Raw genomic sequence first — 25,873 nt, 5'->3', positions numbered from 1 at the left:
CGTCCAAGAATGCCTCGTGTTCCGCGTCGCCGCGCACGCCGTCGAGCAAATGGTGGCGGAGCAGATGGCTCGCGATGTAGCAGCGGTCGTATGCGAGATGGTCGGAGAGGAATTCGGCCTCGTCCTTCGAGAGTTCGAACCCGGAGCTCAGAGCGAGACCGAAGTCCGCGAAGTAGATCAGTTGCCCGTCGGTCAAGAGATTGTTGAAAAATGAGCATCGAAGTGGACGAGTCCGCGGGAGCTCATGAAGTCGGCTCCGCGTGCCAGGACTTCCTCCACCCACGCGTACGGCAGGCCGTCTTCACCTTCCGGCGCGGCCTCCCGGCGGTCGTTCAGCCATACGGCAAGCGTCTGTGGCACGTATTCCAGGAAGATCACCAGGCTGGAAGAGGACTGGCCGATGGCCTCCAGCCGCTCACGCACGGCTGACGAGCCCTCCCAGTGCGCGACCGCCCCGTCAATGCCCCCGAACTCGTCGGCGAATTCCTGGGGAGGCGAGTCCGGCAGGACTCGCCAGTGGTACATCAAGGGAAAACCCTCGTACTCGTTCCCAAGGACCCAGTTGGTGGTCATCGTGTGCACGGCCAGCTCGCGCCAGGCTCCGAAACCCGGCCGAGCCCACCCCGTACTGATAGAACATCGGCAGACCAAAGAGATTCGCCGTCGACCGTGCGTTTTCCGGCCGCATCTCGAGGTCCGTCAAGGGGACTCGCTTGACAAAAACTCGCGTCCCACCGACCTCTAGCTCCGCCGACCTGCCCCCGATGCCGGACCCCAGAGGGGTGGCTGCGGCCACGACTTCGCTGAGTCCGCGGTCGCTCAGCAGCGACAATTTCGTGGAAACGGGCACGTAGGCGGCCAGGCGTGCGGCATACCGCCGGTCCGGGTGGCCCATCAACGACTCCTCAATGCCCGAACCAGCAACATCGGCGATCTCCTGAACGTGATCGACTCTACCGGGGCAGCTGGCCGGCATCCTGAGCATCTCCGCGCTACGGCCCGACGTGCCAAGAAAACTCAACACGCAAAACTTGACGGGGAACCACCGTGACGATGATCCGGTGGTACATCTCCGATCCAGATCGGAGACTTCTTTTCCTATTTCGGCGCATCCCGCCCGCCGCTAGCCTCGATCTTGCGTGATCTTCTGGTGGCTGGCTGAGCGATTCGGCTGATGTGTGATTTTCGTCGCCGTGGTCAGCATGCGGGCCCGGCTGTCGCGCCGGGTGGGCGGGGGTTCCACGGGCCTGAGGGATGTCCTTTCCTGGTCGTCGGGGCGGCTTCGTGCTGGTCAGGTCGGTGCCGGGAGCGCTTGGAGCCGGGTGATGGCGCTGGTGATTTGGCTGGCCCAGGGCCAGTGTGTGGCGATGCGGAGGCGTAGTCTGCGGCCGCCGCGGACCAGCCGGCCGGCGACCGCGAACAGGCGTAGCCGCAGCCGTTTGGGCTCATAGCGGCGGGCCGGTCCGTCCAGGGCGAGCATCTGCATCCATGTGAGGAGTTCGCAGGCCAGCGCGACGACCTCCAGCCAGATCTGGTTCTGTGCGAAGTCGTGCAGGGGCAGGTTGCGCAGGCCGGTGTCCTTGGCAGCGCGGATGCGGTCCTCGCAACGGGCGCGGCGGCGGTGCCGTAGCTCCAGGTCGGCGAGCTGACCCCGCTTGGTGTTGGTGACGAAGCAGGTGAAGCGGTGCCCGTCGATGTCGGTGAAGCGTAGCTGCGCGCCGGGGTGCGGGCGTTCCTTACGGACGATGAGGCGCATGCCCCTGGGCCAGCCGGCCAGGTCGAGCATGCCGGACAGTTCGGCGACCCAGGCGCCGGGCCGTACCCGGCCGCCTGAGTCGTAGGCGGGCGTCCACGCATCCGCGGGCAGGCCCAAGATCGCGGCGCCGATGTCCTCGGTGAGGGTGAACCCGATCGAGTAGGCAAGCCGGCGTCCCGGCCTGCTCAGCCAGGACAGGAACTCATGTGTTCCCCCGCCGGAGTCGGTGCGGATCAGCACCTGACGGCGCCGGTGTTTGGGGAACTGCGCCAACGCCAGCCGGGCGGCCTCGATGTGGTCGGCAGCGGTGTTCGAGCCGGCATTGCCCGGCCGGAGCAGGAGAGCCAGCGGCTCCCCAGCCCCGCCTGCACCGTGGTCGGCGAACACGGTCATGGGGTGAAAGCCGTAGCTGCGTTTCCAGGTCGGCGCCGCGTGCTGCTTATCGGAGTGGGCGATGACGATGGTCGCGTCGATGTCGAGGGGGATCAACTCGCCGTCGGCGCCGGGCGCGTTCTGCCCGGCCAGGGCCCAGGCCCGCTCGCGGGCGGTGGCACGGGCGGCGCGGATGGCTTTCAACGCCCCGGTGGGGTCGGCGGCCAGGGCGTCGATCAGCCGGGAGACCGTCGGGTCGGAGGCCACCAGGCCGAACAGGCCAGGTTGGGCCCGCAGCATCGCGATGTCGGCCAGGCAGTCCCCGCCGAGGGCGAGTGTGAGGGCCAGATCGGCGATGACCTTGCCGGGATCATGGATCGCGCGGGCCGGTCGCCACCGTTCCAACTGCGCCGATAGAGCCTTGTCCAGGCCGGTGACCCGTAGCGTCTCCAGGAGTAGCAGCCCACCCGCCTGGGAGACGAGTCCGGCTCCATCGGCGGACATCACGATCTTGCGCTGGGAAGCGGTAGTCTGCACGCGAAAAGTGCTTTCTGATTTGGTGCGGACAGGACTCTAGACAAGCCCGATCCTCCCACTTCAGAGGCACTTTTCTCATGTAAACGATCAAGCCGGCTCAAATTCGCCGTGAAAGCCGCAGGCTAGGTCCTGTACCGGAAGAGGATCCGGCCGCGGGTGAGGTCGTACGGGCTGAGCTCCACGAGCACCCGGTCATACGGCAAGATCTTGATGTAGTTCTTCCGTATCTTCCCGCTGATGTGAGCTAGCACCTTGTGCCCGTTCTGGAGCTCCACCTTGAAGGTGGCGTTGCGCAGGCACTCCACGACGGTGCCCTCGACTTCGATGCCGTCTGCTGTTCTAGCCATATTCTCGCACTTCTCCGGTCGGTGACTGTGAGGTCGGTGAGGAACGAATTCCGTTGACGCAACCGTGATTGAGGCGCCTCGGCAGACGCGGTCGTCGCGGACGGCGGCCGCGACCGGCCGTCCCGCGCGCTGCGGGAACCGATGCTCGCTCATCAGGTCGGCCTGTGCCGCGTGTGCTACGAGCCCGGTCCCCTCGCGCGGTGATGCGGTGGGGCGTCAGCGGAGCACCAACTCCAGGTTGCTGCTCGCACGCCGGGCGCCGACGCCCTCGAACAGCGCCATGGCCGCCCCGTTGGATTCGTTCACTTCGGCCGATGCCGTTTCGATCCCGCAGCGGTGCAGCGAACCCAGCACGTGGGCGAGCAGCGCCCGAGCGATACCGCGGCGGTGCTGGTTGGACCGGACTGCGATCAGCCCGATACGTGGCTGCCGGGTCACCGGCGCCACGCGGACCAGTCCCACGTATTTATCGGACTGTGCTGCTACCGCGTACTTCGATGGGTCCAGCAGGGTAGCGCCGTCCAGGCGGGGCAACACCTCAGCCGGCATCTCCTGCCATCCGACGGTGGCCTCGACTTCGTCGCGAATCTCGCGGTCCAACTTGCCTAGAGGACCCTCCTCCGCCTCGCCGACGGCCACTATCGTCATGCCCGACGGCGGTAGCACTGAGCCGAGTCCCGTGACCCGCGGGTCAGTGGGCACGAGGTACTCCCACTCGCGGCGTCGGGTTGTGAAGCCGGCTCGCTCCCAATTGGACGTCAAGTCGAGGTCAGCCTCGTCGACCACCGTGTACAACGGCTTCGGCAGGTCCGGCAGCATAGCAGCGGCGAGTTGGTCAAAGACCACGCCGTGCCACGCGTCGATGCTGAGGAAGATCCGCCCGTCGGGCCTGCGCGAAGCGTCGCCGCGGCCGACCACCCGGTCGTCCTCCACAGCGTGCCATTGCCTCTCCGCGACCCGCGTGATCACTACGGCATGCTCGCCCATGCCCGAAGTGAAATGCGCAGAATTCATAGGTTGTTGCCTTTCGGGATTGCCTTGTGAAGGCGCTCCCGGCGACACCTACGTCAATCGCCCGACCGTGACGACGAGGGGGAGCACCCACATCGATACAGCGTTCATGGGTCTCACCTCCTCGCGCGATGTCACGGTCTGCGGCAAACTATCGGCCCGAACATCGTCCTGTCCAACTATTTTCCCGCCGACCAACTCGGCGGGCCGCCAATCCGCTCATCTGCCGCGATCCGCGCTCTCTCGTGCCGATGAGCGGAAGTTCGCTCGCGTGATTTCTACCGACCGAGCGCCGTTCCGTTCAGGTGGGCCAGGCTGTACCGGCCTGTACCGAACCCGGCTACCGGATCGGTCAGCTGACGATGCCGGCCTCGACCTCTGGGATCGGCAACTCCTCGAGGACGGTGATGGCACAGGAGTCGGCCCACTGCAGGTGATGGTGATCGCGGACCATCTCGAGCGCGTCGTCCATGGTGTCGGCCTGCAGGATCGTCATGCCGATGACCTCGGTCGGCGCAGCCATGGTGCCATCGCGGGTCACGGTCTTCGCATTGCCGAGCGGCCGGCCGGGGTCGACCAGCGCCGGCCCGAGCCGAGCAAACCAATCCGTCCAGAGCTGCACACCGGCCTGGGCCTCCTCGGGCGTGGCCGTTGCGAAACGTTCCGCGACCTCCTGCGGAGCGCGGTACAACACGATGAAGCGTGCCATTTCACTGCCTCCCTGCTGTCATGACTCTCGTTCGCCGTCAGTGACGGTCGATAAAAGCGTGCGCGAAACCTGATTGAGTGAGACCGTGAGTTCACGCAACTTGGCCTCGCTCAGCTGTGACACGATCTCGGCGAACCATGCCACCTGCCGCTGATAGATCGCGCTTAGTACCTCGTGTCCACGAGGGGTGAGTTCGACAAGCTTCGTGCGGCGGTCGGTGGGGTGTGGCCGATACGCGATCAACCCCTCTCGCTCCAGCACGTCGGCCACCCGCTGCACGCTCTGCCGTGCGTGCCCCATCTCGGCCGCCATCTCAGCGACGGTCTGCGGCTGGAATGCCCGACCGAGCACTTGCCACCTCGCTGCGCTCTGCCCCAAGGGACGGGAGATGCGCTCGCCTGCCTGAGTTATCAATCCGTTGATGTCAAAGACCGCCAGTACGAACTCGCTCCACGCGTCCTCCGGCCCGCGCCGATCACTCACAGCGGGCAGTCTGCACGATCGACAGCATGCTGTCAATTGAGGTCGGCGGTTGTCCGGCCGCCGCTGAGTGGTGGTACCGGTTGGCGGCCTCACCAATCGATCTGCCGGGCGTGGGATTGCCATCCGCGACGTCCGCTTCTGCCGCGATGCGGGTAGCGAGCCGGCTTATTTCGCGGGCGGTCTCGGCTGCATGGCATGCGGCGCGGTCCGCTTGCGCCAATCCTTCAGGACGGACTCGGCGAGCGCGGGCAGGCAACGGCGGAATCCGGCGAAGAAGCGCGGGCGCATCTGGTTCCACCAGCTGAACGGCCCGGAGTCCTCCCGCCGATCCGGCAGCATGCCGGCGGACACGAACTGGTCGGAGGACACGTGCAGAAACGGCTCCTCAAGGGCGCGTTGCAGCGCTTTGGCCAGCGTCGACTTGCCTGAGCTGGACGCACCATTGTCGACGTGAGCAGCACCGGTCGAACGCACTGGCTTGCCGCGAAGCGTTACGCTGGCGGCCGCGGGGGACGTTTGATGGGATCGGTCTATGAACGTACGAGGACATGAAATCGAGGTCACGCCTGTATCGGATCAGGTCGTGGTGCGAGTCAAGGACGTGGTCGTCGCGACCTCCTCCCGGCCGATCGTGCTCACCGAGACGGGCTGTCCACCGCGGTACTACCTGCCGTCGGCGGACGTGAAGATGGACATGCTCAGATCATCGACAACGACGTCGCACTGCCCGTTCAAGGGCGACGCCACGTACTGGTCGGTTCAGATCGGTGACGGTGTGGCCGAGGACGTGGTCTGGTCCTACACGAAGCCGTTCCCGAGGGTGAAGGAGATCGCCGGACTGCTCGCGTTCTGGGCCGAGAAGCCAGGCGTCACGCTCGAGGTGAATGGACAGGCCGCGTAAGCGTCGCGGGTCGCGATCGTCGCCACGCGCAACAGACGGTCCGCCCTGACGGCGATGAACATCCGCTTCTACTGCGATAGGTGCGGCTGCTGCCGTGCGCTGTCCGAGGCGGCATCTCCCGTCGGGTGGGGCTGGTGGGTCCAGTGCTCGGGAGGTGAGGGCTCCTGTCAGGCGGCGATGGAGCGCAGGAGCGCGCCGAGTTCGCGGTCGGGACTGACGTTTCTGCCGTACAGAGGACCGCACGGTGTTGTGGCCAGCCGTAGCGCGAGGTCCAGCAGATCTGGGTCGGGGTTGCTGTCGCGGTAGACCTCCGCGAGGCGGGTGAATTCGGTCATGATGCCAACGACGCTGCGGTTGGCCGTCCGGGCGACCTGGCAGGGCCGCATCTGTTGTAGTTCGTCATCGACGATCGCTGGTGGTGTGCCGTGGGCGGCGAGGACAGTAGCGATCTGCTGCGCGATCTTGGTGGGCAGGGTCGCGGCGGGCGCCAGGGGCATCAGAGCGGGCAGCAACGTCGTCTCGTTGACGAGCAAGGCGACCTGGGGCTTCCAGAACAGGGCGGTCGCGTACCACTCGCCCAACAGCGTCGTCGATTGCTCGCCGTCCCGCGGGGTCGGTGGGCCGAGGCGTTTGAGGAGCTTCTGTGTCGCACGCACGATGAGCACCCGGTAATCCTGCCCGGGGTCGCGCGGGTGGCGTTTACAAATGGTGGTCGCGGTGGCGTGCTGATGAATGAGGTGCGAGTCATGACCCTGGGCGATCGAGCGCTGATCGTGAACGCGAGGAGGTACCAGTCCATTCGTGACACTTCCTTCGCTGGGCAGGACCTGATCTCGGTAAACGCCTCTGGCGTTTGGTTTTCGAACTGCTCGTTTATCGGCGTCGACCTTCGGTTGGCTACTTTGGAGGGCTGCCGTTTCGTCTTCTGCGACTTCGACCACGCTGACTTCCGCGGCTCCTCGCTGCGCGGGGCCAGCTTCGCTGGCTGTTCTCTCCGTGAGACGGATTTTCGCGATGCGGACCTGACCGGCGTTCAGATCGGCGCCAAAGGCGTCGGCGATCCCAACCAGCGCCGGAGCGATCTGCGCGGTGCGAAGTTGGCCAGGGCCAACCTCACCAACGCAGAGATCGACGCCCTCCGCTGATCACGCCGTTGCTCTCCAGGGCTGAAGGAGTTTTCACATCGAGAGAACGAGAGTGGTCCGTGGGTGCTGGAAGTCGTCGCGGGGCAGAACAGGTGCCCTCGGCGATGTCGGTGAGAGTTGAGCAGGCGTCGCGCGCTGATCGCGTAGCTGTGTATGGTCGCCAGGATGATGGGGCCGCGGCGGTCCGCACACGGCAGCGGTCCTCCTCGAAGGTCACTTCTCTGGTCTTCGAAGAGACGCCACCGTCGACGGCTACGCGGCCGTGGTGGATCTGTAGCCCCTGACCCGGTGCCCCCGCCACTGGTCGGTGCGCAGCGGCAGCCGCGCTTGCGGTCAGGCCAGTCCGCGACGGCGGCGCGGGTGCCGGGCACGATGACGAGGTTGACGTCGGACACTTTCGGCGGGCGTTTTACCAGCCGCACGCTGCGGCGCGGTGACCAGCGTGTCGCTGGTCGGTCACGTGCGACATGCGCGACGCCCGTGTCCCCTTATCGAAGAAGGACTGATCTGGTCATGGCGGAGCTGGTGCCCAATCCGCTCTACGAGGCGGGTATCGAGGCGCCCTATCAGCATTCCACTCCGGCCAGCGTGTGGACGGGGCCGAGCGCCAAGGGCTTCGACGCACAGCTTGCCCATTACCGCACATATGTCCGCAGCTCAAGAGACAAGATTCTCTCTGACCTGCAACAGGAACTGGCCCGTACACCACGCGAGGTGACCGCCGAAGAACCCAAGACCATCATCATCAGGTACGGCTTGCCGTAACGAATCGAGGCGCAGAGCCAGGAACGCGTCTAATTCCTCATCGTTCTCTTTAGGGCACGGTTTGGCATATATCCCGGCGTCAGAATGCCACACGATCTGTGATTAACCGCCCCTATGCTTCGGGACCGTGCGCCGTCTCCTCCCGCTGCTCGCTGTCTGCGCCCTCCTCCTGACGGCCTGTGCCGAGGAGTCGCAGCCCGACCCCATTCCGCTGTCGGTGCCTGAGTGGCCCACGACCCCGTACGTCTCCCCAACTCCGACGCAGACCGCGACTCCCGCCCCGACCCAAACGGGCCGGGCCGTCGTGGTCGACAATCCGCTCTACGACGCGCCGCGTGCCGAGGCGTCGTGCCGTATCCGCGAGATCAGGGTCGGCAACTGGCAGTCCATGAAGGGATACCTGAACAGCGTCTCGTCCTGCCTGGACCGCGTCTGGAGCCGGGAGTTCAAACGGATGGGCTTGCCCTTCTCCCCGCCCCGCCGGATATGGGTACGGCACCGGGTCCGTGATGGGGGATGCGGGAAGGTGCCGGACAAGGGGGACGTGGGCCTGTACTGCTCAGCCACCAAGACCTACTACGTCCTCATCGCCCGCGCCGACCTCGACCCCTGGGCGGCAGCCTGGACGGCGCGGGCGATTGCCCACGAGTACGGGGACCATGTCCAGACGCTGGTCGGCATCATGGACTACGAGATTGATACTGCGGCTTTGGCTACCACCTCGAAGGGCGAGGACCTAGTCACCAGACGACTGGAGTTGCAGGCCGAGTGCCTGGCGGGTGTGGCGTTGCGCGCGATGCGGCGCGGTATGCCCACGTGGAGGCGGTTCCAGGGAATCTTCGATGGTGCTGATCTCGACCGGTGGGTTCGGGACCATGGCCGACCGCGTACCAGGCTCCGGTGGCTGGAGAAGGGTTTCCACTCTGGGAAACCCGGCGTGTGCGACACCTGGTCGCCCCCGGCCCGCGACGTTACCTGACCCGGCGCGTCTCACCGAGCAGAGAGTATATCCCGAACGTCCCCTTTCAGGCGTTCCCGCTGTTGCGCGCCATTGGTCGTGACCATGGAACGTCACTACCAATGAACATGCACGCTGCGATATGTCCTGACCGAAGTCTCTGGTAGCGCCCACGCTGACGCCGTGATGAGAGGAGCGCGCTTCGCGGCAGAAGAGGATACGCTGCGAATTCCCTCGTCACATCCCCGGCTTTCCATCCTCTCAAAAGCGGCTGCGGTTGGTGACACGGAGTGATACACGGTTCCGCCTGTTCTGAATCAGCGCCGGGGGATCGTAGGGTCCAGGTCGTGACTGATGACGAACTGCGGACGGAACTGTTACGAAGGATGGAGGTCGATCAGGATATCCGCCGACAGGCCGCGGAGTCTTCGAGTCAGGAGTTCATGGCCCGGTGGATGGACATCGATCGGGACAACACCACGTGGCTCTGGTCTGTGGTCCGCGTTCGAGGCTGGCCGCTTTGGTCCCAGGTCGGGCAGGACGGGGAAGCCGCGGCGTGGCTGCTCGCCCAGCACGCCGACGCCGCGCCGGACATACAGCGCGAGTTCCATTCCGCGCTGTCCGCAGCCGTCGACCAGCAGGAAGCGAAACGAGCCCACCTGGCCTACCTCGCCGATCGAGTACGGGTGAACGCCGGCCGCCCCCAACTGTACGGAACCCAGTTCGTCGAGGACGGCACTGGGTTCAGACCCCACCCAATAGAGGACCGCGATCAACTCGACCTTCGCCGCGCCTCGGTCGGCCTGCAACCATTTGCCGAGTACGAATTTGAGATACGCAGGTTCCAGGACGGCAACGGCTGAGGGCATCGCCCGGTGGTTCGCCTCATGCCAAACGCGCGATCGGCGGCATGTGCGGACGTCCGCTGCCGGGGCTTGGATTGGGTGGAGTGTTGGTGGGTCTGGGCTACAGCTTGAAGGCGATCGAGCGCAGGATCAGCACCACGACGAACACCGCGGTGAACGTCACGCCCTTTGACAGCCCGCCAGCTCGCACCGGCCGCAGCACCCGCCGCACCAGTGCGATCTGCCTCGCCGCGATCCGGCCGATTGCCAGCGAATCGGGGGAGCGACTATCGCCTACGCTACGAAGCGGATTCGATGATGGTGATGCGGCGCGGTGGCGCGTTTACATATCGCGTCCCATGGCGGCTGTGGCTGCCAGGATGTTGACGTAGTCGCGCAGATGGGCAATGTGCCCGTTGCGGGCGGTGAGGACAACGATGTTGGGAAGCGTGAACTCGCCGGTGGATGCGCTGGTCCCGAGGGCTTCCTGCTCGACGATGATTGTTTCCGGGTCGTTGGTGTCGTAGATGGCAAGAGTACGGTAACGCTCATACTTCAGCGGGTGGGCTTTCCACCCTGCGGCGATCCAGTTCACGATTTCGTCGCGGCCCTCAAGCCGGGATGGCAGGCCTGGGCTAGTGAATGGGAACTCATGGACGGCGTCGAGGGCGTACACGCGGCTCATGTCATCGGCGGACTGGCTGATGGCGGCTTGGTGGAAACGCTCCAGAACCTCACGCGGACCGACTTCTTGCTGGCCGAGTGCCGCTCGCGTGGCAGTCACCTTGCGGTAGCTGATCTTCCAGCCGTCGGGTTGGCGCGTGACGATGTCGTCGTAGACGACACTGCCGGCTGTTCCGTCGGCCTTGATGCCGATTCCTTTGGATTGGACCCGTGCCGAGCGATCGTCAATCTGAGTGATCAGGATGTTGGTGACGTGATGGCCGACCGGGTTGGCGTCGCCCAATGCGAGCGCGGCCTCATGGATTGCCGCGGTCCCGTGCAACGAGCCGCGGTCGAAGTCGTCCAGGTCATAGGTGGCTTCTGGGGTGAACAGCTCACCCGCTTGGTCCAGCTTGCCCGCGTCCGTGAGGTGACCGTGGCGATTGATCAGGTCGGTGATGTCGATTCGGTCTTGTTCCGTCAGCGCCATGGAAGCGACCCTCCAGGGGAGCCATGCCAGTAAGGTGAGGCGTAGTCCGGTTAGATGGGCACGGTAGCGGACTGTGTCCCCGGTTAGCAAGGGGTGTGGTGATGGTGCCGGCAGGCCACGATCCGCGGTCGCGCGCCGGGCGTCCGAGGCGGGCAGACGCCCGACGTAACTACGGGCAGTTGGTCGACCAGGCGAAAATCGCGTTTGCCGAGTTCGGTGTGGACGCCTCCCTGGACGAGATCGCTCGGCGGGCAGGGGTGGCCAGCGGGACGCTGTATCGGCATTTCCCCACTCGGCTGGATCTCATAGAGGCGGTACTCGCCGAGCAGATAGCCGAACTAGTGGACCTTGGTCGCCGGCTGCTGACGGCCGAGGACGAATTCGACGCGTTGTCCACCTGGTTGCGTGCTGCGCTCAGGCATGGCCTGACCTACCGGGGCCTGTCGGCCGCCGTGATGAGCTCGGCGCTCGATCGCGGGAGTAGCCCTGTATCGACCTGGCATGCGGAGATGTTCGAGGCGGGAGCCGCGTTGTTGGCGAGGGCGCGGCAATCAGGCGTGGTCGTTGCCGATGCGGACGACGCGGATGTGCTGAAGATGATCGGCGCTATCGCCTGGGCCGCCCAGGACACCCCAGACAGCTCAGCTCAAGCCGACCGCCTGCTCGCCCTCCTCCTGAACGGACTACATCACGGCGGCCTTCCGCAGCGAACTGGCGATTAACAAACACCCTATTCGTCTACAGATGCGACGGTTGGGGATCGTTGTCGGACGGCCCGGGAGCAACGACATCGCGCCGGCCAGACCGAGAGCCCTCAATCCGGCAGAGCCGGACGTGTCCCGCATTCGGATCTCCGACGCCCGCCCAGCGACAGAAGCGTGCGCCGTGACGACGGCACGCTGACTGTGCCTGTTCGTTTCCCTCCACGGATGGGGAGCCTGCGATGATCAGCGGATGGAGTTAGTGCTCGACCCGCCGCACGGGATCGGTCCGCTGCGGCTCGGTATGACGCCGGACGAGGCACGAGCGGCGCTCGAAACGTTCGGTCCGCTGGAGCCGACCGCCTACGGTGAGCTGGCCGTGCACCTGACGAGCGGGCTTGGGTTCAGTGTGGGCTTCGGGGCGGGGCCGACACGGGACCGGGTCAATGCGATCGAAGTGTGGCGTCCGCACGAGCGCGACGTGGTGCGACACCACGACGTCGACATCTTTGGCTTGCCCGCGCTGGAGGTCGTGGAGCGGCTCCGAAGCCACATCGACCTCGTGCCCAACGAAGACGATGACGGGTTCACCGCGCGAGCGTTGCACCTCGCGCTGTGGCGACCGTTCGCAGCCGATGATGACCCAGATGACACGCAGGGGCACTTCTTCCAATCGGTGCTCGTGGCCCGGCCGGGCTACGACGACACTCCTGCCGAGGCAGCGGCCCGGCTGGCCGCTGGTGGCGAACCTGGCTACTGATTACCCCGGGACTGCGCGTTTGCGTCGCTCCGCCCTGCCGATGTCATCGCCGCGTCGTACATGGCGCACGCTCATCGGCAGAGTCGGACGTTGCTAGACGGGCCCAGACGCGCGACTCGCGGCAGAACAGTGCACCCGTTCAGGGGTGTTGCCGACGTTTCGTCACGACCGTCAGGTGGGCGTCGCCGCGTTCGGGGCCGGCACGGCTGGGGCCGACGTGACCGCGCGCAGCTCGGCGGCCATCTCGGCGATCAGGTCGGCGAGGGAGGCGTCGCAGCCGGGCGCGACCCAGCGGGCGAACGCCGCCCGGAAAACCGTGACGCCCGACTCGGTGGCCAGGGTGGCCGTGGTCTCGCCGACGCCCTTCTCACGCAGGGCGGCGGTGACCGCCGCCGCCAGCGAGCCCGTCTTGCGCAGTTCGCGCTCCTGTAGCTCGGGGCTGCCCTCGATGATGGACTGACGCATCCGAACCAGGTCGAGGCGGTCGGCGAAGATCTCGTTCGCCACCTGATGGAAGGCGGCGATAACCGTCTCGAAAGGGGCGGCGTCCGTCTCGGCGACCGCCTTGACCAGGACATCCTCCAGCAGCTTGCCTCCGCTGAAGAGTGCCTCGCGCTTGTCGCCGAAGAGCCGGTAGAACGTGCGTTTGTCGAGGCCGGCGCGGGCCGCAATTTCGGTGACCGTGGTCTGCTCGAAGCCGCGCTCGTGGAATAGCTCCAACGCGGCCGCCTCTAAGCGGGCGCGCGCGTCCGGTTGCCAGCGGGCCATGCCGACCATGGTATCCGATGTCACATGGCGACATCCTTCTCGGCGAGAGTATGTCGCGTGGTGACATCACGGTGTACGGTGATGTCGCAAGATGACATCAGTCCTTGGGAAGGAACCACGATGCGGGTATTCATCACCGGCGCCTCCGGCCACCTCGGCTCCGCGGTCCTGCCGGAACTGCTCTCCGCCGGGCACCAGGCCGTCGGCCTGGCCCGCTCCGATGCGTCGGCCGCCGCGATCGAGAAGCTCGGCGCCCAGGTGCGCCGCGGCGACTTGTCCGACCTCGACGTGCTGCGCGAGGAGGCGGCCGCCTCCGACGGCGTTATCCACCTCGCGTTCCGCCACGACCTCATGCTGACCGGCGACATGGCCGGCGCTGCTGAGGCCGACCTAGTCGCCCTCAAGGCACTTGCCGACGGTCTGGACGGCTCCGGCAAGCCACTGGTCGGCACGAGCGGGACGGCCATGATCGTGATGGGCGGCGTCGTCGGCCGCCCTGGCACCGAACGGGACGTGTTCCCGGGCGGCTACCGGGTCGACGCGGAGAACTTCGTGGCTGACCTCGCCTCGCGCGGCGTGCGCTCCTCGATCGTCCGGCTCGCGCCCACAGTGCACAGTTCGCTCGACCACCACGGCTTCATCACGGCCATCATTGCCGCCGCCCGGCAGAACGGGTACGCCGCATACGTCGGCGAGGGCGCCAACCGGTGGCCGGCCGTGCACACGCTCGACGCGGCCGACCTTTACCGGCTCGCCCTCGAGAAGGCGCCGGCCGGCTCGCGCCTGCACGGGGTCGCCGACGAGGGCGTCCCGTTCGCCGAGATCGCCGCCGCCGTCGGCCGCAACCTGGGCATCGCGGTCCGCAGCATCAGCCCCGAGGAGGCGGACGACTACTTCGGCTTCCTCGGGTCGTTGGCGCAGATGGACAACCCGGCGTCGGCCTTGATCACCCACGAACTGCTCGGCTGGACCCCGGCCCATCCCGGCCTAATCGCCGACCTGGACGAGGGGCACTACTTCCAGGCATGAACCACAAGCGACGGCCCGGGACTGTTCCCGGGCCGCCGTTTCGTTTATCGAGTACTCGGGACGAGCCCAACTGCTCGGCTTCACCGGCTGACGCTCAAATCCGCACGCCGAAATCGACCAAGATGCGTGCACTCAATTCGGCATGAGCGCTCCGCTCGCGGCAATAGCGGATGCTGATCGCCGTCGCTGATGAGACGATCATTGGTGTGGACACGAGGCCGCTGACTCAGCGAGAGCGAGCGGTGCTTGAGGCGCTGCTGTCCGTTGGTTTCCAGGACGTCGAAACCCTGCGGCGTCGGGCGGCGGAAGTGGTCGTCGTCGGCATGTGTGGCTGCGGGTGCCCGTCCATCGATTTCCAGCATGGTCGCGGCCTCGGGATGGCCATACGAGTCAATGCGGGCGTTCGAGGCTCCCATGACGGTCTGTTCCTTTACACGATCGAGGACCCTCAGCGGGGGGAGGTCCTCGGCGGCATCGAGTGGGTCGGCGTCGAGGAGACGAATCCAGATGAACTTCCATCGCCCGAACGGCTCGACATCCAGGCTGCTTGATTTGCCAGCCCACCACCGCTCGCTCATCGGCAGAGCCGGACGTGACCCGCATTCGGATCTCCGACGCCCGCCCAGCGGCAAATGAGGATGGTCGGCGCAAGTCTCGTCGCGCCGACCGGGTTATCGATGTTCTATCGCTCCGCGGTCACTCGGTCGAGCCATTCGTGCATCAAGGCGTCGAACAGTCGTGGCTGCTCGATCTGGAGGTTGTGGCCGGCGACGTCGAGCACCGCGAAAGTCGCTCGCGGATAGTGCGGCAGTAGGACGAACTGGTCGCTGTACCCCACACTCTGATCCTGACGTCCGGCGAGGATCAGTGTCGGGCGCGCGAACGGATCTCCGGTCTCGGGTTCGCGGCTCAGTTCCCATCGCTGTTCGATCCGGGCCATCGCGGCGTGGTCGGCCAGATCGAGACCGGTCATGATCTCATCCCGGAACCGTCGGGCCGTCTCGGGCGTCTGCACGACCGCCATGGCTGCGAACTCCGCAGCGGTCCGCTCGTCGAGCGTTTTGATCAGTTCAGGGTCCGAGCGCAGCACCTGCATGGTGGGGACCGTGCGGTTCGCGTGGCGCACCGCTGTTCCGATCGGGCAGATCAGCGCCAAGCCGAGCACCTGGTCGGCGCGGTCACGGACCAGTGCACGGCTGAGGTAGCCGCCGTACGACTCGCCGATCAGCAGGAACGGTGTGTCGCCGATGGCGTCGTCCACGAAATCGTGCACGGCAGCGAGCACGTCATCGGAACTTGTGATCGACGGCGGCGCCGCCGACTTGCCCATCCCGGGCAGGTCCGGGTACAGCCGCCGGTACCCAGCACGGTCGGCGAACACGGGCTCCAGGCACCCGAGCATCAACCGGTGATCGGGCGTCCACCCGTGTAAAGCCAGTACAGGAGTGCCGGCGCCTTCCTCGACGAAGCTCAGTGCGACCGACGTGCGTGCGGGCATCGGCGATCCTTCCTCTGTTCGTGTGCCGACAGAACCTGTCATCGGCCTCTGACATTTCCGGCCGGTTCAAGCCGAAAGTGATGCCACAGATTGGCGAGAGCCTGGCTACGAGCCGAAGTCTCGATTGTGCCGTATCCGCTCTTTGAGCTTCGGCATGAGCGGGCGTTCTCGTGTGGGGGACTGCTGCGTTGCCGGTTGGCGGTTGCGACGTGTAGGACGGCCCTTGTCCTCGTCCGTACGCCTGAGGTGCCGGGAGCCGAATCATGTGGTCGGTGCTGACCTACGAGCGGCCAGGGATGATGCGCATCTGAACCTACGTTTCCACCCGGCTGCGATGACTGTTGCCGAGGGCAGCGATGACGACAGCCGGATCCGCAGATGCCGCGGCAGATCATGTGCGTCCCCGGTCGGCGGGCCCGGCGTGAGTGGACGTTCGTGGCGATGGTCGAGCTTGATCTTCGGTGGGTCAAACGGCGGTGAGCAGCGCGTCGAGCGGCCGAGGCAAGGTATCCCGGCCAACTGCCGCCTCGACGAGCAGCCGAGCGTAGCGCAGCTTGCGGCGCGAGCCGCTGCCCAGGAACCGCCGCATCTGCGCTTCGGGCTCCCGGCCGCGCCAGGCGGGCTGGCTCTGCAACGAGCGGAACGACCCGAGGTCGCCCTGTGAGTCGAAGAGCGCTTCGACCCCTGCGGTGCCCACGGCACGGATCAGCTCGTCCTCGAGATCGTTGACGCAGACGTAGAACCCCAGGCGCTCCATCTCGGTGCGGGTGCGGGGTGAGCCGACATGGGTCGCGACCAGTCCGCGCCGGAATATGTCCTCCTCATGCAGGTCACACAGGCCGGCAAGTCGCACCCGGGTCCCCAGCGGGCCCAACCTCGTCAGGAAGCGGCCGATCGCGTGCGCCCCGCCGATCGGCACGATCACGACCCGCTCTGCCTCGAGATCCCGGCCGCGGCCCACCGCGGCCGTTTCCAGTGCGATCTGGTCGCTGATGCCCTCGACTAGCACCACGGCCACGGCGTTGTCGACCTTCGCCAGGGCGGAGGCCATCGCCCGGATCGAGGCGGCAGGGCCACTCACGTAGCCATCGAGTGCCCTGCGGGCAAGCTCACGGCGATTGGTGACATCCATGGTGTCTCCCGGTCCGGTCGTGATGGCAGGGAACTCCCGCACGCGCGCCGTAGCCTCCGCACCAAGCCCTGAGCATTTCATCGCCAATGTGAGGTCTTAACAGCGCAGGGCTTCGACCAGCGTGGTGCGCATGAACATATTGGCTCGCCGAGTCGTAGCCATGGCCGCAATCATCGGCGACGCGCAAGGCGGCCGACAAGCTATTAACGACACGCCAAGCGAGGGACTGGCTCAGCTGAGCGACATCATCGCAGGCTAGCCCGAGGCAGCTGCAGTGCGCTCGCGCCTTGCAGCCGTCGCGCTCATCGGCATACCAGCGTGTCTGGGCACGTGTCGGGGCAGGCGCCCTCGGGGCTTCATGTTCCGGAGGCCATGTAGGCGGCGAGGATGTAGTTCGGGCGGCGGTCGAGGTTGTTGCGGGCGCGGTCATAGCGCATCGTGGTGCGCGGGTCGGCCTGCCGCGCGGTGATCTGCACATCACGTAGGTCGACGCCGGCATCCAGCATGGTGGTCACGAAGGTGTGCCTCAGCATGTGCGGGTGCATCCGGGGCAGTCGCACCACCGCGGTCTCGGCCAGGCGGCGCACCCTGCGGGTGGCGGCGTGCCGGTCCATGCGCGCGCCGTGGATGTTGCGCAGGATCGGCCCGGCCGTCCGCTCGCCGACTGCGCGTTCGATCGCTCGGGCGACCGCGGGCGGGAGGGACCAGCGTCACCCGGTTGCCCTTGCCTACCACCCGCGGCACCCGGCGGCCGTGCTCTTCGCCCAAGTCCTGGATGTTGGCGCCGGTCGCCTCGAAGACCCGAAGGCCCAGCAGGCCGAGCAGGGCCACCAGGGCGAAGTCGTTGCGGTTGGCCGAGGTGCGCGCGGCCGTCAGCAGGTCGGCGCCCGGCTCCGTCGGCGCCGCAACGAACTCATCGAACGCGCTCATACCCGTGACTGTGCTCTTACAGGATGCGTTACGCGACGACGACCTATCGGTATCCCCTGCCACCCCCGCGCGGCAGATCCGGATGCCGAGCAGGTCAGTGCCGCTGGGAAATATGTGCTTGGCAAGGCAGAAGGGCCTTCTCGGTGAGTGGTCAGTCAAGGCAGAATCTCGACGTACCCGTCGCTTCCGTGCACGCGGATCCGCTGCCCATCGGGAATCAGCCGCGTGGCGTCTACCACACTGACGACAGCCGGTAGGCCGTACTCCCGTGCGATCACTGCGCCGTGTGTCATCAATCCTCCGACCTCCGTCACCAGGCCCGTGATGGCGACGAAGAGGGGCGTCCAGCTCGGGTCCGTGTGGGCCGTGACGAGGATGTCACCCGGTTCGAGATCAGCCTGGGCCATGTCCAGGATGACGCGGGCGCGCCCTTCGATGGTCCCGGCGGAGACCGGTAGGCCGATCAGGGCGCCGGTCGGCACGTCGTCGCGCCGGTACGCCCCGGAGATGGCCTCGCCGTCAGATGTGAGCACCCGGGGCGGCGTGAGCGCGTGGTACGACCGGAACGCGTCCTTGCGCTGCTGGATCAGCTTGTCATCCACCTGGTTCGAGCGCACGACGTCGTGGAACTCCTGGAACGTGAGGTAGAAGACGTCCTCCTTCTCGGGGAGCACGTTGGCCTGCACGAGGCGCTCGGCCTCTTCCAGCAAGGCCTGCTTGTAGACGAAGTAGCGGCTGATGATGCCGTACTTCGGGTACTCCCGGTAGCCGATGAAGGTCCGGACCCGGTCGATCATCCGCTTGGTCTCCTCGGCCTTGTGCTCCCCGTCGGGCAGGACCCGCAGGCGTTCGAGCACCTCCTGCGCCTTCTTCTGCGCCTCCTGCCGTCCTTGCTCGAAACGCCGCTTGGCGGCGCCCGGCTCGAAGTTCCTGACGTTGTCGAGGATCACGGGCACCAGCGTGGTGGGGCGCTCGCGCCAACGCGGCCTCGTGATGTCGATCTCGCCGACGCAGCGCATGCCGTACCGGTCGAGGTAGGCCTCGATGGCGTCGCGCGCTTCGGTCCCGCCCGCGAACTTCGGCAGCTCGTCCAGGAAGCCCTCGTCCTCGACGCCCTGCAGGAACGCCACCACCTCCGGATGCGGACGGATCACGTCGGCGACGTCGAGCAGCGCCAGTCCCATCTCCGACGTGACGTTGCCGGGGGCGGACAGTGTGAGCGTGTCGGCCGCGTTCTTCTCGCCCAGCCATTCCCGCAGCCGGTCGTTGAGCCACCAGGTGGCCTCCATCCCCGCCATGATCGCCTGTATGCTCAATGGATCACTGAGGACCCGCTTGTGCTCCTGGAAGGCCTCCAGCAGGAAGTCGAACAGCGCCGGTCCGGTCTTCGTCCGGATGTCGCGCCGCAGGGCGTCGATGGAGGACTGGCTGCGCTCCACCAGCTCGGTGACGATGGCCGGATCGGTCTCGATCGGGGCGGACGCGCGGCCGGCCGGCGGTCTGCCGGGACCGGCCTCCGGGAGCGCCGGGACGAAGTCGTCGCGGTCGAGGACGGTCTTCAGCGCGTCCCTGGTCAGCGGATCGGACCTCCCCGCCATCTCCAGGAGGCCGGCGCGGCTCGCGGGCGAGGCCAGGCGCCGGGTGACGTCGACGAACAGCCTCCCGCCGGCCTCGTGCATCGGCGTCATGGCCGTCAGCTGCCACATGGACAGCCCCAGTGGCTTCATGGGGTCGGTCATCATCTGCTGATGACCAACGGAGAGGTAAACGTGGTTTTCCCGGTCGCGGGCCGCGGGGATGGGGAACAGCGTGGTGATTGGCCGGCTCTGCACGATCTGGAAGTCATCGTCGACCAGACACCATTCGATGTCCTGCGGGCGGCCGAAATGCGCTTCGATCCGCCGCCCGAGCCGCACGAGCCGCACGACCTGCGCATCCGTCAGTGCCGGCTGCTCCTGCCGCTGCGGGTCGATCGCCACTTCCTGCGTCCCGCCCGCCGGCAGGGCGTGAACGGCACGCTGTTTGGCGGCGACCGCCTCGGCGACGACCTCGCCGTCGCGCACCTTGAAGACGTCCGGGTTCACCAGGCCGGAAACCAGGGCCTCGCCGAGGCCGAAGCTGGCGTCCACGGTGGCGACCTTCCGGTTGCCCGTGACGGGGTCGGCCGTGAACAGGATGCCGGCCGCATCCGGGAAGACCATCTGCTGCACGACCACGGCCATGTGGACCTTCCGGTGGTCGATGCCGTTCCGCAGGCGGTAGGTCACGGCCCGCTCGGTGAACAGCGACGCCCAGCACCGGCTGACGTGCTGGAGGATTGCCGCCGGTCCCACGACGTTCAGGTACGTGTCCTGCTGGCCCGCGAAGGAGGCCGTCGGCAGGTCCTCTGCCGTCGCGCTGGATCGCACGGCGTAGGCGGCTTGCTCGCCGAGCTGGGCGAGCGCGCGGGTGATCGCCGCCAACAGATCACCCGTGATGGCAATCCCTTCGATGGTCCGGCGGATTTCCGCGCTGAGCGTGCGGATCGCCTCCCGGTCATCCGGGTTCAGGCGCGACAGCTGATCGACCCGATCGTCGATCGACGTCGCTTCCGCGATGATCCGCCGGAAGGCGGCCGTCGTCACGCAAAACCCAGCCGGCACGCGGATGCCTTCGATCCGCGACAGCCCGCCCAGGTGCGCGGCCTTGCCGCCAACGACCGCGACCTGCGTCTCGTCAACCTCTTGAAGATCCAACACGTACTGCTCGATCATTGCGACACCTCCGGGGCAGCCGTGCTCCGTTGCACTGCACTGGCCGATCGAATCACCGGCGCCTCGAGCTGTGTCGAACCTCTTGTTGGGCACGTCCTCATGTCTGATTGGCTTCTCTCTGACGAGTCGGCCGGCCGCCGCGCCCGGTCGGGCGGCGCGCACCCCCGCACCTCCGCGTCAAGCGCCCGCAACTGCACCGCCAATCTCATCAGCGGTTCGAGGTCGCCGCGTCCCCCGTACATCGACAACACACCCACGTCGTGCTCCCCATTTCCTCGTCGGTGCTGTGTCCGGCCGCCGATTCTGCGGCAAGACCCGGGTCTTGCCGCAAGCCCCCCTGTGCGCTATACGTTAGAAGTGGCAAGGAGTGAGATCTTCTTGCCTTTGCTTTTTCGTCCGCCGCGGGCTGAGATCCTTCGACCGCCTGGAGTGTGCCGGGTACCTCCGGCGGGTGCCGGACCCCCACGACCGCCGCAGCGCCCTGGCACTCTCAGACGCCGGTGGCCACGGCCGCGCCGCCCGGGTGGGCTTCGGCCAGCGCGATCGTCGGTCAGCTCATCATCGCCGCGGCCGAGGTGATCTGGCCGGGCAACCGGGACCTCGGCGACGTGCTCAGCGTCTCCCCGATCCTGACCGGGGCCGGCCTGGTCACCGCCGGCGTGGCCATCATCCGCGCGGGAGTCTGGGCCCGGCCGTCCCGGTTCCTGCCGCTCACGCTCGGCCTGTACACCATCCCGCTGGTGCGGTTCCCCCAAGGGCAGCACAATTTGGCCCGGAACTCGGTCATTACGTGGTGCCCTCCTGGGCGGCAGTGTTTGCGCGGTCTTGCTGCAAGAGCCAGAGGTCGCGGAAGAGCCCATGACCAGCAGGCCGTCGTCCGGGTGGATCGCCCGGGCGCCCGCGATGCGCTGCCACTGACCGGAGGAGAGGGCCTGGCCGCCCCACCATTCGCGGGCCAGCAGCGTGTTCAGACCACTGCACAGTACGGTGATCACCGCGTCCCGACCACAGCGACGATCTCCCTCGCCGCGCTTGCCCGACGCGTGCCCAGACACACTGGTATGCCGATGAGCGGGCGATTCGGCACGCCGACGCATTGAGCATCCACAAGGGCGGTGACGGTCGCCCACGCGTGGGCCGGCTCTGCTATTGCCGTGAGTGAACGCGTCGCTGGGCGCAGGGTTGTCGGGCATAGATTCGTCGGCATGCGCGTGCTATTTGCCAGTCTTGCGTCGGTCGGTCACACCTATCCGCTGATCCCTCTCGCGATCGCCGTACGAGATGCCGGGCACGAGGTGCATTTCGCCGCCGGCGAGAACGTCCACGCACCGCTGGCCGCGAACGGACTGCGGCCCTTTCGCCCTGCGGATTCGTTCTACGAGGTGTACGCCGAGGATCTCGAACCGGAACTGGCGCGGTTGCGGCCCGACCTCGTCGTTCATGAATGGGGGGTGCCGGGGGCGGCCGTCGCCGCGCACCGTGCCGGTATTCCCGGTATCTGGCATGGGTTCGGCCGCATGATTCCGGAAGGAATCGGTCTCGAGCTGCCCACGAAGAACGCCGAGGCTCCCGGGCGGCCGCATGTCGACATCTGCCCGCCTTCCTTGCAGGACGAGGACTTCCTCGCCACCGAAGACCGGATAGAACTGCGTCCCGTCCCGTATTCCGACCTGGCCGCGCTGCCCGCGTGGGGCAGCCGGCGCGATTCGAGGCCACTGATCTACCTGACGCTCGGTACCGCGTTCGGCACCCCGGAGTTGCTGACTATGGCCATCGAGGGGTTGGCGACGCTGAACGCGCGCGTGGTGGTCGCTGCCGGCCGGGTGAGTCTGGAGCAGCTTGGCGACGTGCCGGACGACGTCACCGTGCAGAGCTGGGTGCCGCAGGCGGAGTTGTTGCCGCACGTCGATGTGGTCGTGCACCACGGCGGCAGCGGCACCACCCTCGGCGCGCTCGCCGTCGGCGCCCCGCAGCTGATCCTCCCCCAGGGGGCCGACCAGTTCGCCAACGCCGATGCTCTCAGCGCCGCAGGTGCCGGGCTGCGCCTTCTCCCCGATGAACTGAGCGCGAACGCCATCGCCGAACACGCCCGGAAGCTGTTGCCGTACCACGGACACGCCGGCCACCGCGACGCGGCTCGCGCGATAGCCGAGGAGATCGCCCGCATGCCCTCCCCGGACGAGGTCGCCCGCCGTCTGCCGGAATACGCCAAGCGGGTATGAGACCGAACCAAGCCGGCAAGTCCGCGGCCTCGCCCGCCGTGGCCTAAGAGGTCCTAGCGGAATGAGCCGTCCTGGCCTCGGCCGTCCATGTCGGCTCCGCGGCCCGGCCTTCGTCGGGCGGCGGCCTAAACCTTCGAGTCCGGCTTCCAGTCCTGGACGAGGAGCCCGAGCAACACCTCGTCCAGAAAAACTCGGTGTTCGGCGCCGTCGGGCTCACTCCGCCCGACGCATTGGTGCCCGCGATCGCTCTGGCGTTAAGGCTCGGGGAGTGCATGTTTCAGCGTTCCCCGTCGAGGCGCAGCCGGATCCGGATTGCGAGGTCGATCGCCGATCGGATCGCGATCAAGGGGCAAGCATCTGCGACCTGCTCAGGGCCGCTGTGGCGTAGGACCGTCTCGGCGCTTTGAGGGCATTGACACCTGCATCTCTTGATCTATAAAGAGATCAGGCGGAGGCCCGCGTTCGTCCTCCCACGGGCGTGGGAAAGGGGACTCTTTAGGCCATGCGGCGGTGGAAGGTGTTCGGGCTGGCTGGCTTAGCGAGCGCCGCGGTCACCGGTGCGCTGGCCGCCCGGGCTGAGCGGCGGCGGCGATCCTCCACCGTGGAGGACGACAGGGCCGGGCTAGGGATCCGCATGGGGGAGAGCGACGCAGTCGGGCGTGCTGGCATCGAGGATTCAGCTCGGCCTCGTTTCCCCAGGCATGAGGGGACGTCCGGCAGCGAGAAGGTCCTCGATATGGCGGTCCTGTTGCGGGCCTGCGCGGCAGGCCAGGCCATCCAGGCGGACGGCCAGGACCTCCTCATCGAGGCCCATCTGGTACGTGAGCTGTGCCGGCGAGGCCGCGAGGAGATGGACCCGCGTGGCCTGGTGATCGAAGGCGCAAGGATCAGGGGCGATCTCGACCTGAGCGGGATGGAGGTGCCTTTCCCTCTCCGCTTCGTCGGATGCGTATTCGATCGTCCCGTCAACTTGGACGGGGCCGACCTGCACCTACTGGTGTTCGACACCTGCACGGTGCCCGGCATTCTGGCCAACGGGCTGCGGGTCCGCCGTGATCTGGACCTGTCCAGGTCACGTATTACCGGCGATCTGTGGACCTCGGCCAGCACGTCCTGCACTGCGGCCGTCTGGCTGTGCGAGTCGGAGATCGGCGGGCGCCTGCTCTGCCTGGACACGGTCATCGAGTCTGCGATGCGGGCGATGCAGGCCGACCGGATGCGGGTGGGCGGAAGCATCCGGCTGCTGCACGACTTTGAGGCACGCGGCGCAATGCGGCTGCTTGGGGTGCAGGTGGAGGGTTCGCTCGATTTGACCGGTGCCCGGCTGACCGGTTCGGAGCGAGGACTGGCCCTGAACCTGGGCGATGCGCGGATCGGTGGCAGTGTGTTCCTTATTGACGACCAGACAGGCCGCCGCCCGCTGGTCCGTGGCCGCATCGGGCTGGGCAACGCTCGTATTTCCGGACAGTTCCTGATTCGCAACGCCATCTTCGAGCCGACTGAGGCGGTCAGGGGCGTGGGGTATTCCAGCAGCCGCAGTGGGGGGACCGCGGTCAGCGCCCCCGGTCTCTTCATCGGCGGGGACCTCAGCGTTGAGGGCGAGTGCCAAATCAGCGGCGGTATGGACCTCTCGATGGGCTCGTTCAGCACCATCCGTGTCCAACGGGGATGCGAGTTCACAGTTGGCGGGGGGCATGCCCTCGACCTGACCAACGCCGAGTTGCGCTCCAGCCTGGTCATAGAGGAGGGAGCGGCGATCCAAGGCACGCTGCGGCTGGTAGGGGCGCATATCAAGGGCAATCTCACCCTCCAGGGGACACGGTGGAGTCAGCCGGTGAAGGGTTCACTCATCGCCGCAGAGGGCGTGGTGATTGAAAGCTCGCTGGACTTGCGAGGCGTGGAAGCCGTCGGCGGCAGGCTGAGATTCCGCTCCGCGACGGTCGGCGGCATCGTGGATGCCCATGGCGCCCGGCTGCGCAATCCGGGCGGTGAGGCGTTGTCGCTCCAGCGGGTGGTGGTACGGGGGTCGATATTGCTCTCCGGAGGATTCCTCGCGGAGGGGAGGGTACTGCTGAATCGGTGCATTGTGGAGGGGCAACTCGACTGCGAGGGTGGGACCTTCGCCGGAGGGATCGAAGCGGTGTCGGCCACGGCACGCGGGGGTATGCGTTTGCGCTGGACCGAGGTTCCACCGCTGGTGGACCTGACCGGTGCATCCACCACCGTGCTCACCGACGACCCCGCCAGGTGGCCACGGGACTCGGCGATCGCAGGATTCGTTTACGACCGCTTCGACGGTATCTGGGACTGGCGAGCCCGCCGCGACTGGTTGCGCGCGATGAGCTCCTTCGACGCCGGCCCCTATGAGCAGGCGGCTAGGGTGTTCCGCCAGCATGGCCGCCCGGGGGAGGCTGAGCGACTGCTCATCGAGCAGCGTCGGCAGGCAAGGCGGGCCTCGGGGTCGCGCGGCCGCTCGCCGGGCCAATGGATCAGGAACGCCCTTGATCTGCTCTATGGCCTCAGCGTCGGCTACGGCTACCGGCCGGGCCGGGCCCTGTGGCTGCTGGGTGCCTTGCTTGCCCTGGTAGGCATCATGATGCTGAGCCCCGTGGTCCAGCAGACCTTGCGGGCTACCGATCCGCGTGGAAACGTCTACGCGGTGGACGGGCGGCTGATCACCGTCGACGCCGTGGCGGCGTCAGGGGACGCGACCGCGACCGCGGCGCGGCGTGGCGGACGTCCCGGACCATGTGGAGATGGGCAGGTGCGCTGCTTCGATCCGCTGTTCTACACAGTGGATACCGTCGTCCCTCTCATGTCGCTGGGCCAGCGCGCGACGTGGTATCCCGAGACACACAGCCCACACGGGCTTCTAATCTCCACGCTGCTGAACGTGGCAAGCCTGTTGGGCTGGTTGCTGTCGACGGTGGTCGTACTTTCTTTCGCTCGACTCGCTAGGCCGGCATGAGGATGGTCTCCAGGCGGTGTGTACGACTTGGTGCTCGACGACCATTGGCTCTGTGCGGCCGGCCCGGGGAAACGGGTTGGTGGCAACACCGACACCGCGCCCCGGGCCCGACCGCACATTGCCAGAACGG

General features: G+C 66.8%; 26 protein-coding genes and 1 pseudogene. 11 read left to right on the top strand and 16 right to left on the bottom strand.

Annotated elements, in window-relative coordinates; translation table 11 throughout:
* From N5079_RS32395 to N5079_RS32360, 8 genes and pseudogenes are all read right to left on the bottom strand, one after another.
* Window positions 1-196: pseudogene (locus tag N5079_RS32395) on the bottom strand (protein kinase family protein); the annotation flags it as partial.
* Window positions 193-573, bottom strand: coding sequence for a hypothetical protein (locus tag N5079_RS32390; RefSeq protein WP_261588002.1), 381 nt, complete (start codon window positions 571-573; stop codon window positions 193-195). The gene N5079_RS32390 and the pseudogene N5079_RS32395, both read right to left, overlap by 4 nt.
* Window positions 574-1,291: 718 nt before the next feature.
* Window positions 1,292-2,632 carry an IS1380 family transposase gene (locus N5079_RS32385; RefSeq protein WP_410007850.1) on the bottom strand — a complete coding sequence of 447 codons (1,341 nt, stop codon included), beginning with the start codon at window positions 2,630-2,632 and terminating at the stop codon, window positions 1,292-1,294.
* A gap of 155 nt (window positions 2,633-2,787) precedes the next feature.
* A complete protein-coding gene (infA, locus tag N5079_RS32380) occupies window positions 2,788-3,012 on the bottom strand; it encodes a translation initiation factor IF-1 (RefSeq protein WP_261588000.1) in 225 nt (74 codons plus the stop codon).
* 216 nt (window positions 3,013-3,228) lie between these two features.
* The gene (locus N5079_RS32375; protein WP_261587999.1) at window positions 3,229-3,999 is read right to left on the bottom strand and encodes a GNAT family N-acetyltransferase; all 771 of its coding nucleotides are present in this window, start codon (window positions 3,997-3,999) and stop codon (window positions 3,229-3,231) included.
* Window positions 4,000-4,375: 376 nt separating this feature from the next.
* Window positions 4,376-4,732 carry a hypothetical protein gene (locus N5079_RS32370; RefSeq protein ID WP_261587998.1) on the bottom strand — a complete coding sequence of 119 codons (357 nt, stop codon included), beginning with the start codon at window positions 4,730-4,732 and terminating at the stop codon, window positions 4,376-4,378.
* A gap of 18 nt (window positions 4,733-4,750) precedes the next feature.
* On the bottom strand, window positions 4,751-5,215 hold the full coding sequence (locus N5079_RS32365; RefSeq protein ID WP_261587997.1) for a MarR family winged helix-turn-helix transcriptional regulator: 465 nt from the start codon (window positions 5,213-5,215) through the stop codon (window positions 4,751-4,753).
* Window positions 5,216-5,380: 165 nt separating this feature from the next.
* On the bottom strand, window positions 5,381-5,689 hold the full coding sequence (locus N5079_RS32360; protein WP_261587996.1) for a chloramphenicol phosphotransferase CPT family protein: 309 nt from the start codon (window positions 5,687-5,689) through the stop codon (window positions 5,381-5,383).
* 109 nt (window positions 5,690-5,798) lie between these two features.
* On the opposite strand from N5079_RS32360, the gene N5079_RS32355 reads away from it, so the two are divergent.
* Window positions 5,799-6,116 (top strand): DUF427 domain-containing protein, encoded by a 318-nt coding sequence (locus N5079_RS32355; protein ID WP_261587995.1) that lies wholly within the window; start codon window positions 5,799-5,801, stop codon window positions 6,114-6,116.
* 167 nt (window positions 6,117-6,283) lie between these two features.
* Here the strand turns inward: N5079_RS32355 and N5079_RS32350 are convergent, their stop codons facing one another.
* Window positions 6,284-6,781 carry a DUF6933 domain-containing protein gene (locus N5079_RS32350; protein ID WP_261587994.1) on the bottom strand — a complete coding sequence of 166 codons (498 nt, stop codon included), beginning with the start codon at window positions 6,779-6,781 and terminating at the stop codon, window positions 6,284-6,286.
* An 81-nt stretch (window positions 6,782-6,862) separates the two neighbouring features.
* Between N5079_RS32350 and N5079_RS32345 the strand changes: the two genes are divergently transcribed.
* The 4 genes from N5079_RS32345 to N5079_RS32330 all read left to right on the top strand — a co-directional run bounded on the left by N5079_RS32345 (window position 6,863) and on the right by N5079_RS32330 (window position 9,847).
* A complete protein-coding gene (locus N5079_RS32345; protein WP_261587993.1) occupies window positions 6,863-7,261 on the top strand; it encodes a pentapeptide repeat-containing protein in 399 nt (132 codons plus the stop codon).
* A gap of 513 nt (window positions 7,262-7,774) precedes the next feature.
* Window positions 7,775-8,026 carry a hypothetical protein gene (locus N5079_RS32340; protein WP_261587992.1) on the top strand — a complete coding sequence of 84 codons (252 nt, stop codon included), beginning with the start codon at window positions 7,775-7,777 and terminating at the stop codon, window positions 8,024-8,026.
* A gap of 127 nt (window positions 8,027-8,153) precedes the next feature.
* Window positions 8,154-9,005: a neutral zinc metallopeptidase gene (locus N5079_RS32335; RefSeq protein WP_261587991.1), complete on the top strand. Its 852-nt coding sequence runs from the start codon at window positions 8,154-8,156 to the stop codon at window positions 9,003-9,005.
* Window positions 9,006-9,331: 326 nt separating this feature from the next.
* Window positions 9,332-9,847: a DUF6624 domain-containing protein gene (locus N5079_RS32330; protein WP_261587990.1), complete on the top strand. Its 516-nt coding sequence runs from the start codon at window positions 9,332-9,334 to the stop codon at window positions 9,845-9,847.
* Between the two features lie 325 nt (window positions 9,848-10,172).
* On the opposite strand, the gene N5079_RS32325 is transcribed toward N5079_RS32330, so the two are convergent.
* Entirely contained in the window at window positions 10,173-10,982 is an 810-nt protein-coding gene (locus tag N5079_RS32325) for a nuclear transport factor 2 family protein (protein ID WP_261587989.1), read from the bottom strand.
* Window positions 10,983-11,161: 179 nt separating this feature from the next.
* Between N5079_RS32325 and N5079_RS32320 the strand changes: the two genes are divergently transcribed.
* Together N5079_RS32320 and N5079_RS32315 are read left to right on the top strand one after the other, a co-directional pair.
* Entirely contained in the window at window positions 11,162-11,704 is a 543-nt protein-coding gene (locus N5079_RS32320; protein ID WP_261587988.1) for a TetR/AcrR family transcriptional regulator, read from the top strand.
* A 232-nt stretch (window positions 11,705-11,936) separates the two neighbouring features.
* Window positions 11,937-12,443 carry a hypothetical protein gene (locus tag N5079_RS32315; RefSeq protein ID WP_261587987.1) on the top strand — a complete coding sequence of 169 codons (507 nt, stop codon included), beginning with the start codon at window positions 11,937-11,939 and terminating at the stop codon, window positions 12,441-12,443.
* A 171-nt stretch (window positions 12,444-12,614) separates the two neighbouring features.
* Here the strand turns inward: N5079_RS32315 and N5079_RS32310 are convergent, their stop codons facing one another.
* On the bottom strand, window positions 12,615-13,211 hold the full coding sequence (locus tag N5079_RS32310) for a TetR/AcrR family transcriptional regulator (RefSeq protein ID WP_261587986.1): 597 nt from the start codon (window positions 13,209-13,211) through the stop codon (window positions 12,615-12,617).
* A gap of 120 nt (window positions 13,212-13,331) precedes the next feature.
* Here N5079_RS32310 and N5079_RS32305 point away from each other — a divergent pair, with 120 nt between their 5' ends.
* Both N5079_RS32305 and N5079_RS32300 read left to right on the top strand, forming a co-directional pair.
* A complete protein-coding gene (locus N5079_RS32305; protein ID WP_261587985.1) occupies window positions 13,332-14,240 on the top strand; it encodes an SDR family oxidoreductase in 909 nt (302 codons plus the stop codon).
* Window positions 14,241-14,410: 170 nt separating this feature from the next.
* A complete protein-coding gene (locus N5079_RS32300; protein WP_261587984.1) occupies window positions 14,411-14,791 on the top strand; it encodes a hypothetical protein in 381 nt (126 codons plus the stop codon).
* Between the two features lie 131 nt (window positions 14,792-14,922).
* On the opposite strand, the gene N5079_RS32295 is transcribed toward N5079_RS32300, so the two are convergent.
* From N5079_RS32295 to N5079_RS32275, 5 genes are all read right to left on the bottom strand, one after another.
* Entirely contained in the window at window positions 14,923-15,738 is an 816-nt protein-coding gene (locus tag N5079_RS32295) for an alpha/beta fold hydrolase (protein WP_261587983.1), read from the bottom strand.
* A gap of 466 nt (window positions 15,739-16,204) precedes the next feature.
* The gene (locus N5079_RS32290; protein WP_261587982.1) at window positions 16,205-16,870 is read right to left on the bottom strand and encodes a TOPRIM nucleotidyl transferase/hydrolase domain-containing protein; all 666 of its coding nucleotides are present in this window, start codon (window positions 16,868-16,870) and stop codon (window positions 16,205-16,207) included.
* A gap of 356 nt (window positions 16,871-17,226) precedes the next feature.
* Window positions 17,227-17,499, bottom strand: coding sequence for a tyrosine-type recombinase/integrase (locus N5079_RS32285; RefSeq protein ID WP_261588005.1), 273 nt, complete (start codon window positions 17,497-17,499; stop codon window positions 17,227-17,229).
* Between the two features lie 456 nt (window positions 17,500-17,955).
* Window positions 17,956-20,553, bottom strand: coding sequence for a rifamycin-inactivating phosphotransferase (rph, locus tag N5079_RS32280; protein WP_261587981.1), 2,598 nt, complete (start codon window positions 20,551-20,553; stop codon window positions 17,956-17,958).
* A 550-nt stretch (window positions 20,554-21,103) separates the two neighbouring features.
* Window positions 21,104-21,268: a hypothetical protein gene (locus N5079_RS32275; RefSeq protein WP_261587980.1), complete on the bottom strand. Its 165-nt coding sequence runs from the start codon at window positions 21,266-21,268 to the stop codon at window positions 21,104-21,106.
* Between the two features lie 490 nt (window positions 21,269-21,758).
* Here N5079_RS32275 and N5079_RS32270 point away from each other — a divergent pair, with 490 nt between their 5' ends.
* Window positions 21,759-22,775 carry a glycosyltransferase gene (locus N5079_RS32270; protein ID WP_261587979.1) on the top strand — a complete coding sequence of 339 codons (1,017 nt, stop codon included), beginning with the start codon at window positions 21,759-21,761 and terminating at the stop codon, window positions 22,773-22,775.
* A gap of 502 nt (window positions 22,776-23,277) precedes the next feature.
* Window positions 23,278-25,743: a hypothetical protein gene (locus N5079_RS32265; RefSeq protein ID WP_261587978.1), complete on the top strand. Its 2,466-nt coding sequence runs from the start codon at window positions 23,278-23,280 to the stop codon at window positions 25,741-25,743.
* Window positions 25,744-25,873: the final 130 nt, after the last annotated feature.

The sequence above is a fragment of the Planotetraspora sp. A-T 1434 genome (assembly GCF_025420585.1).
Lineage (GTDB): Bacteria > Actinomycetota > Actinomycetes > Streptosporangiales > Streptosporangiaceae > JAOEGB01.
Note: the sequence above shows the minus strand (reverse complement) of the source record. Positions and strands in the feature narration are given on the sequence as shown.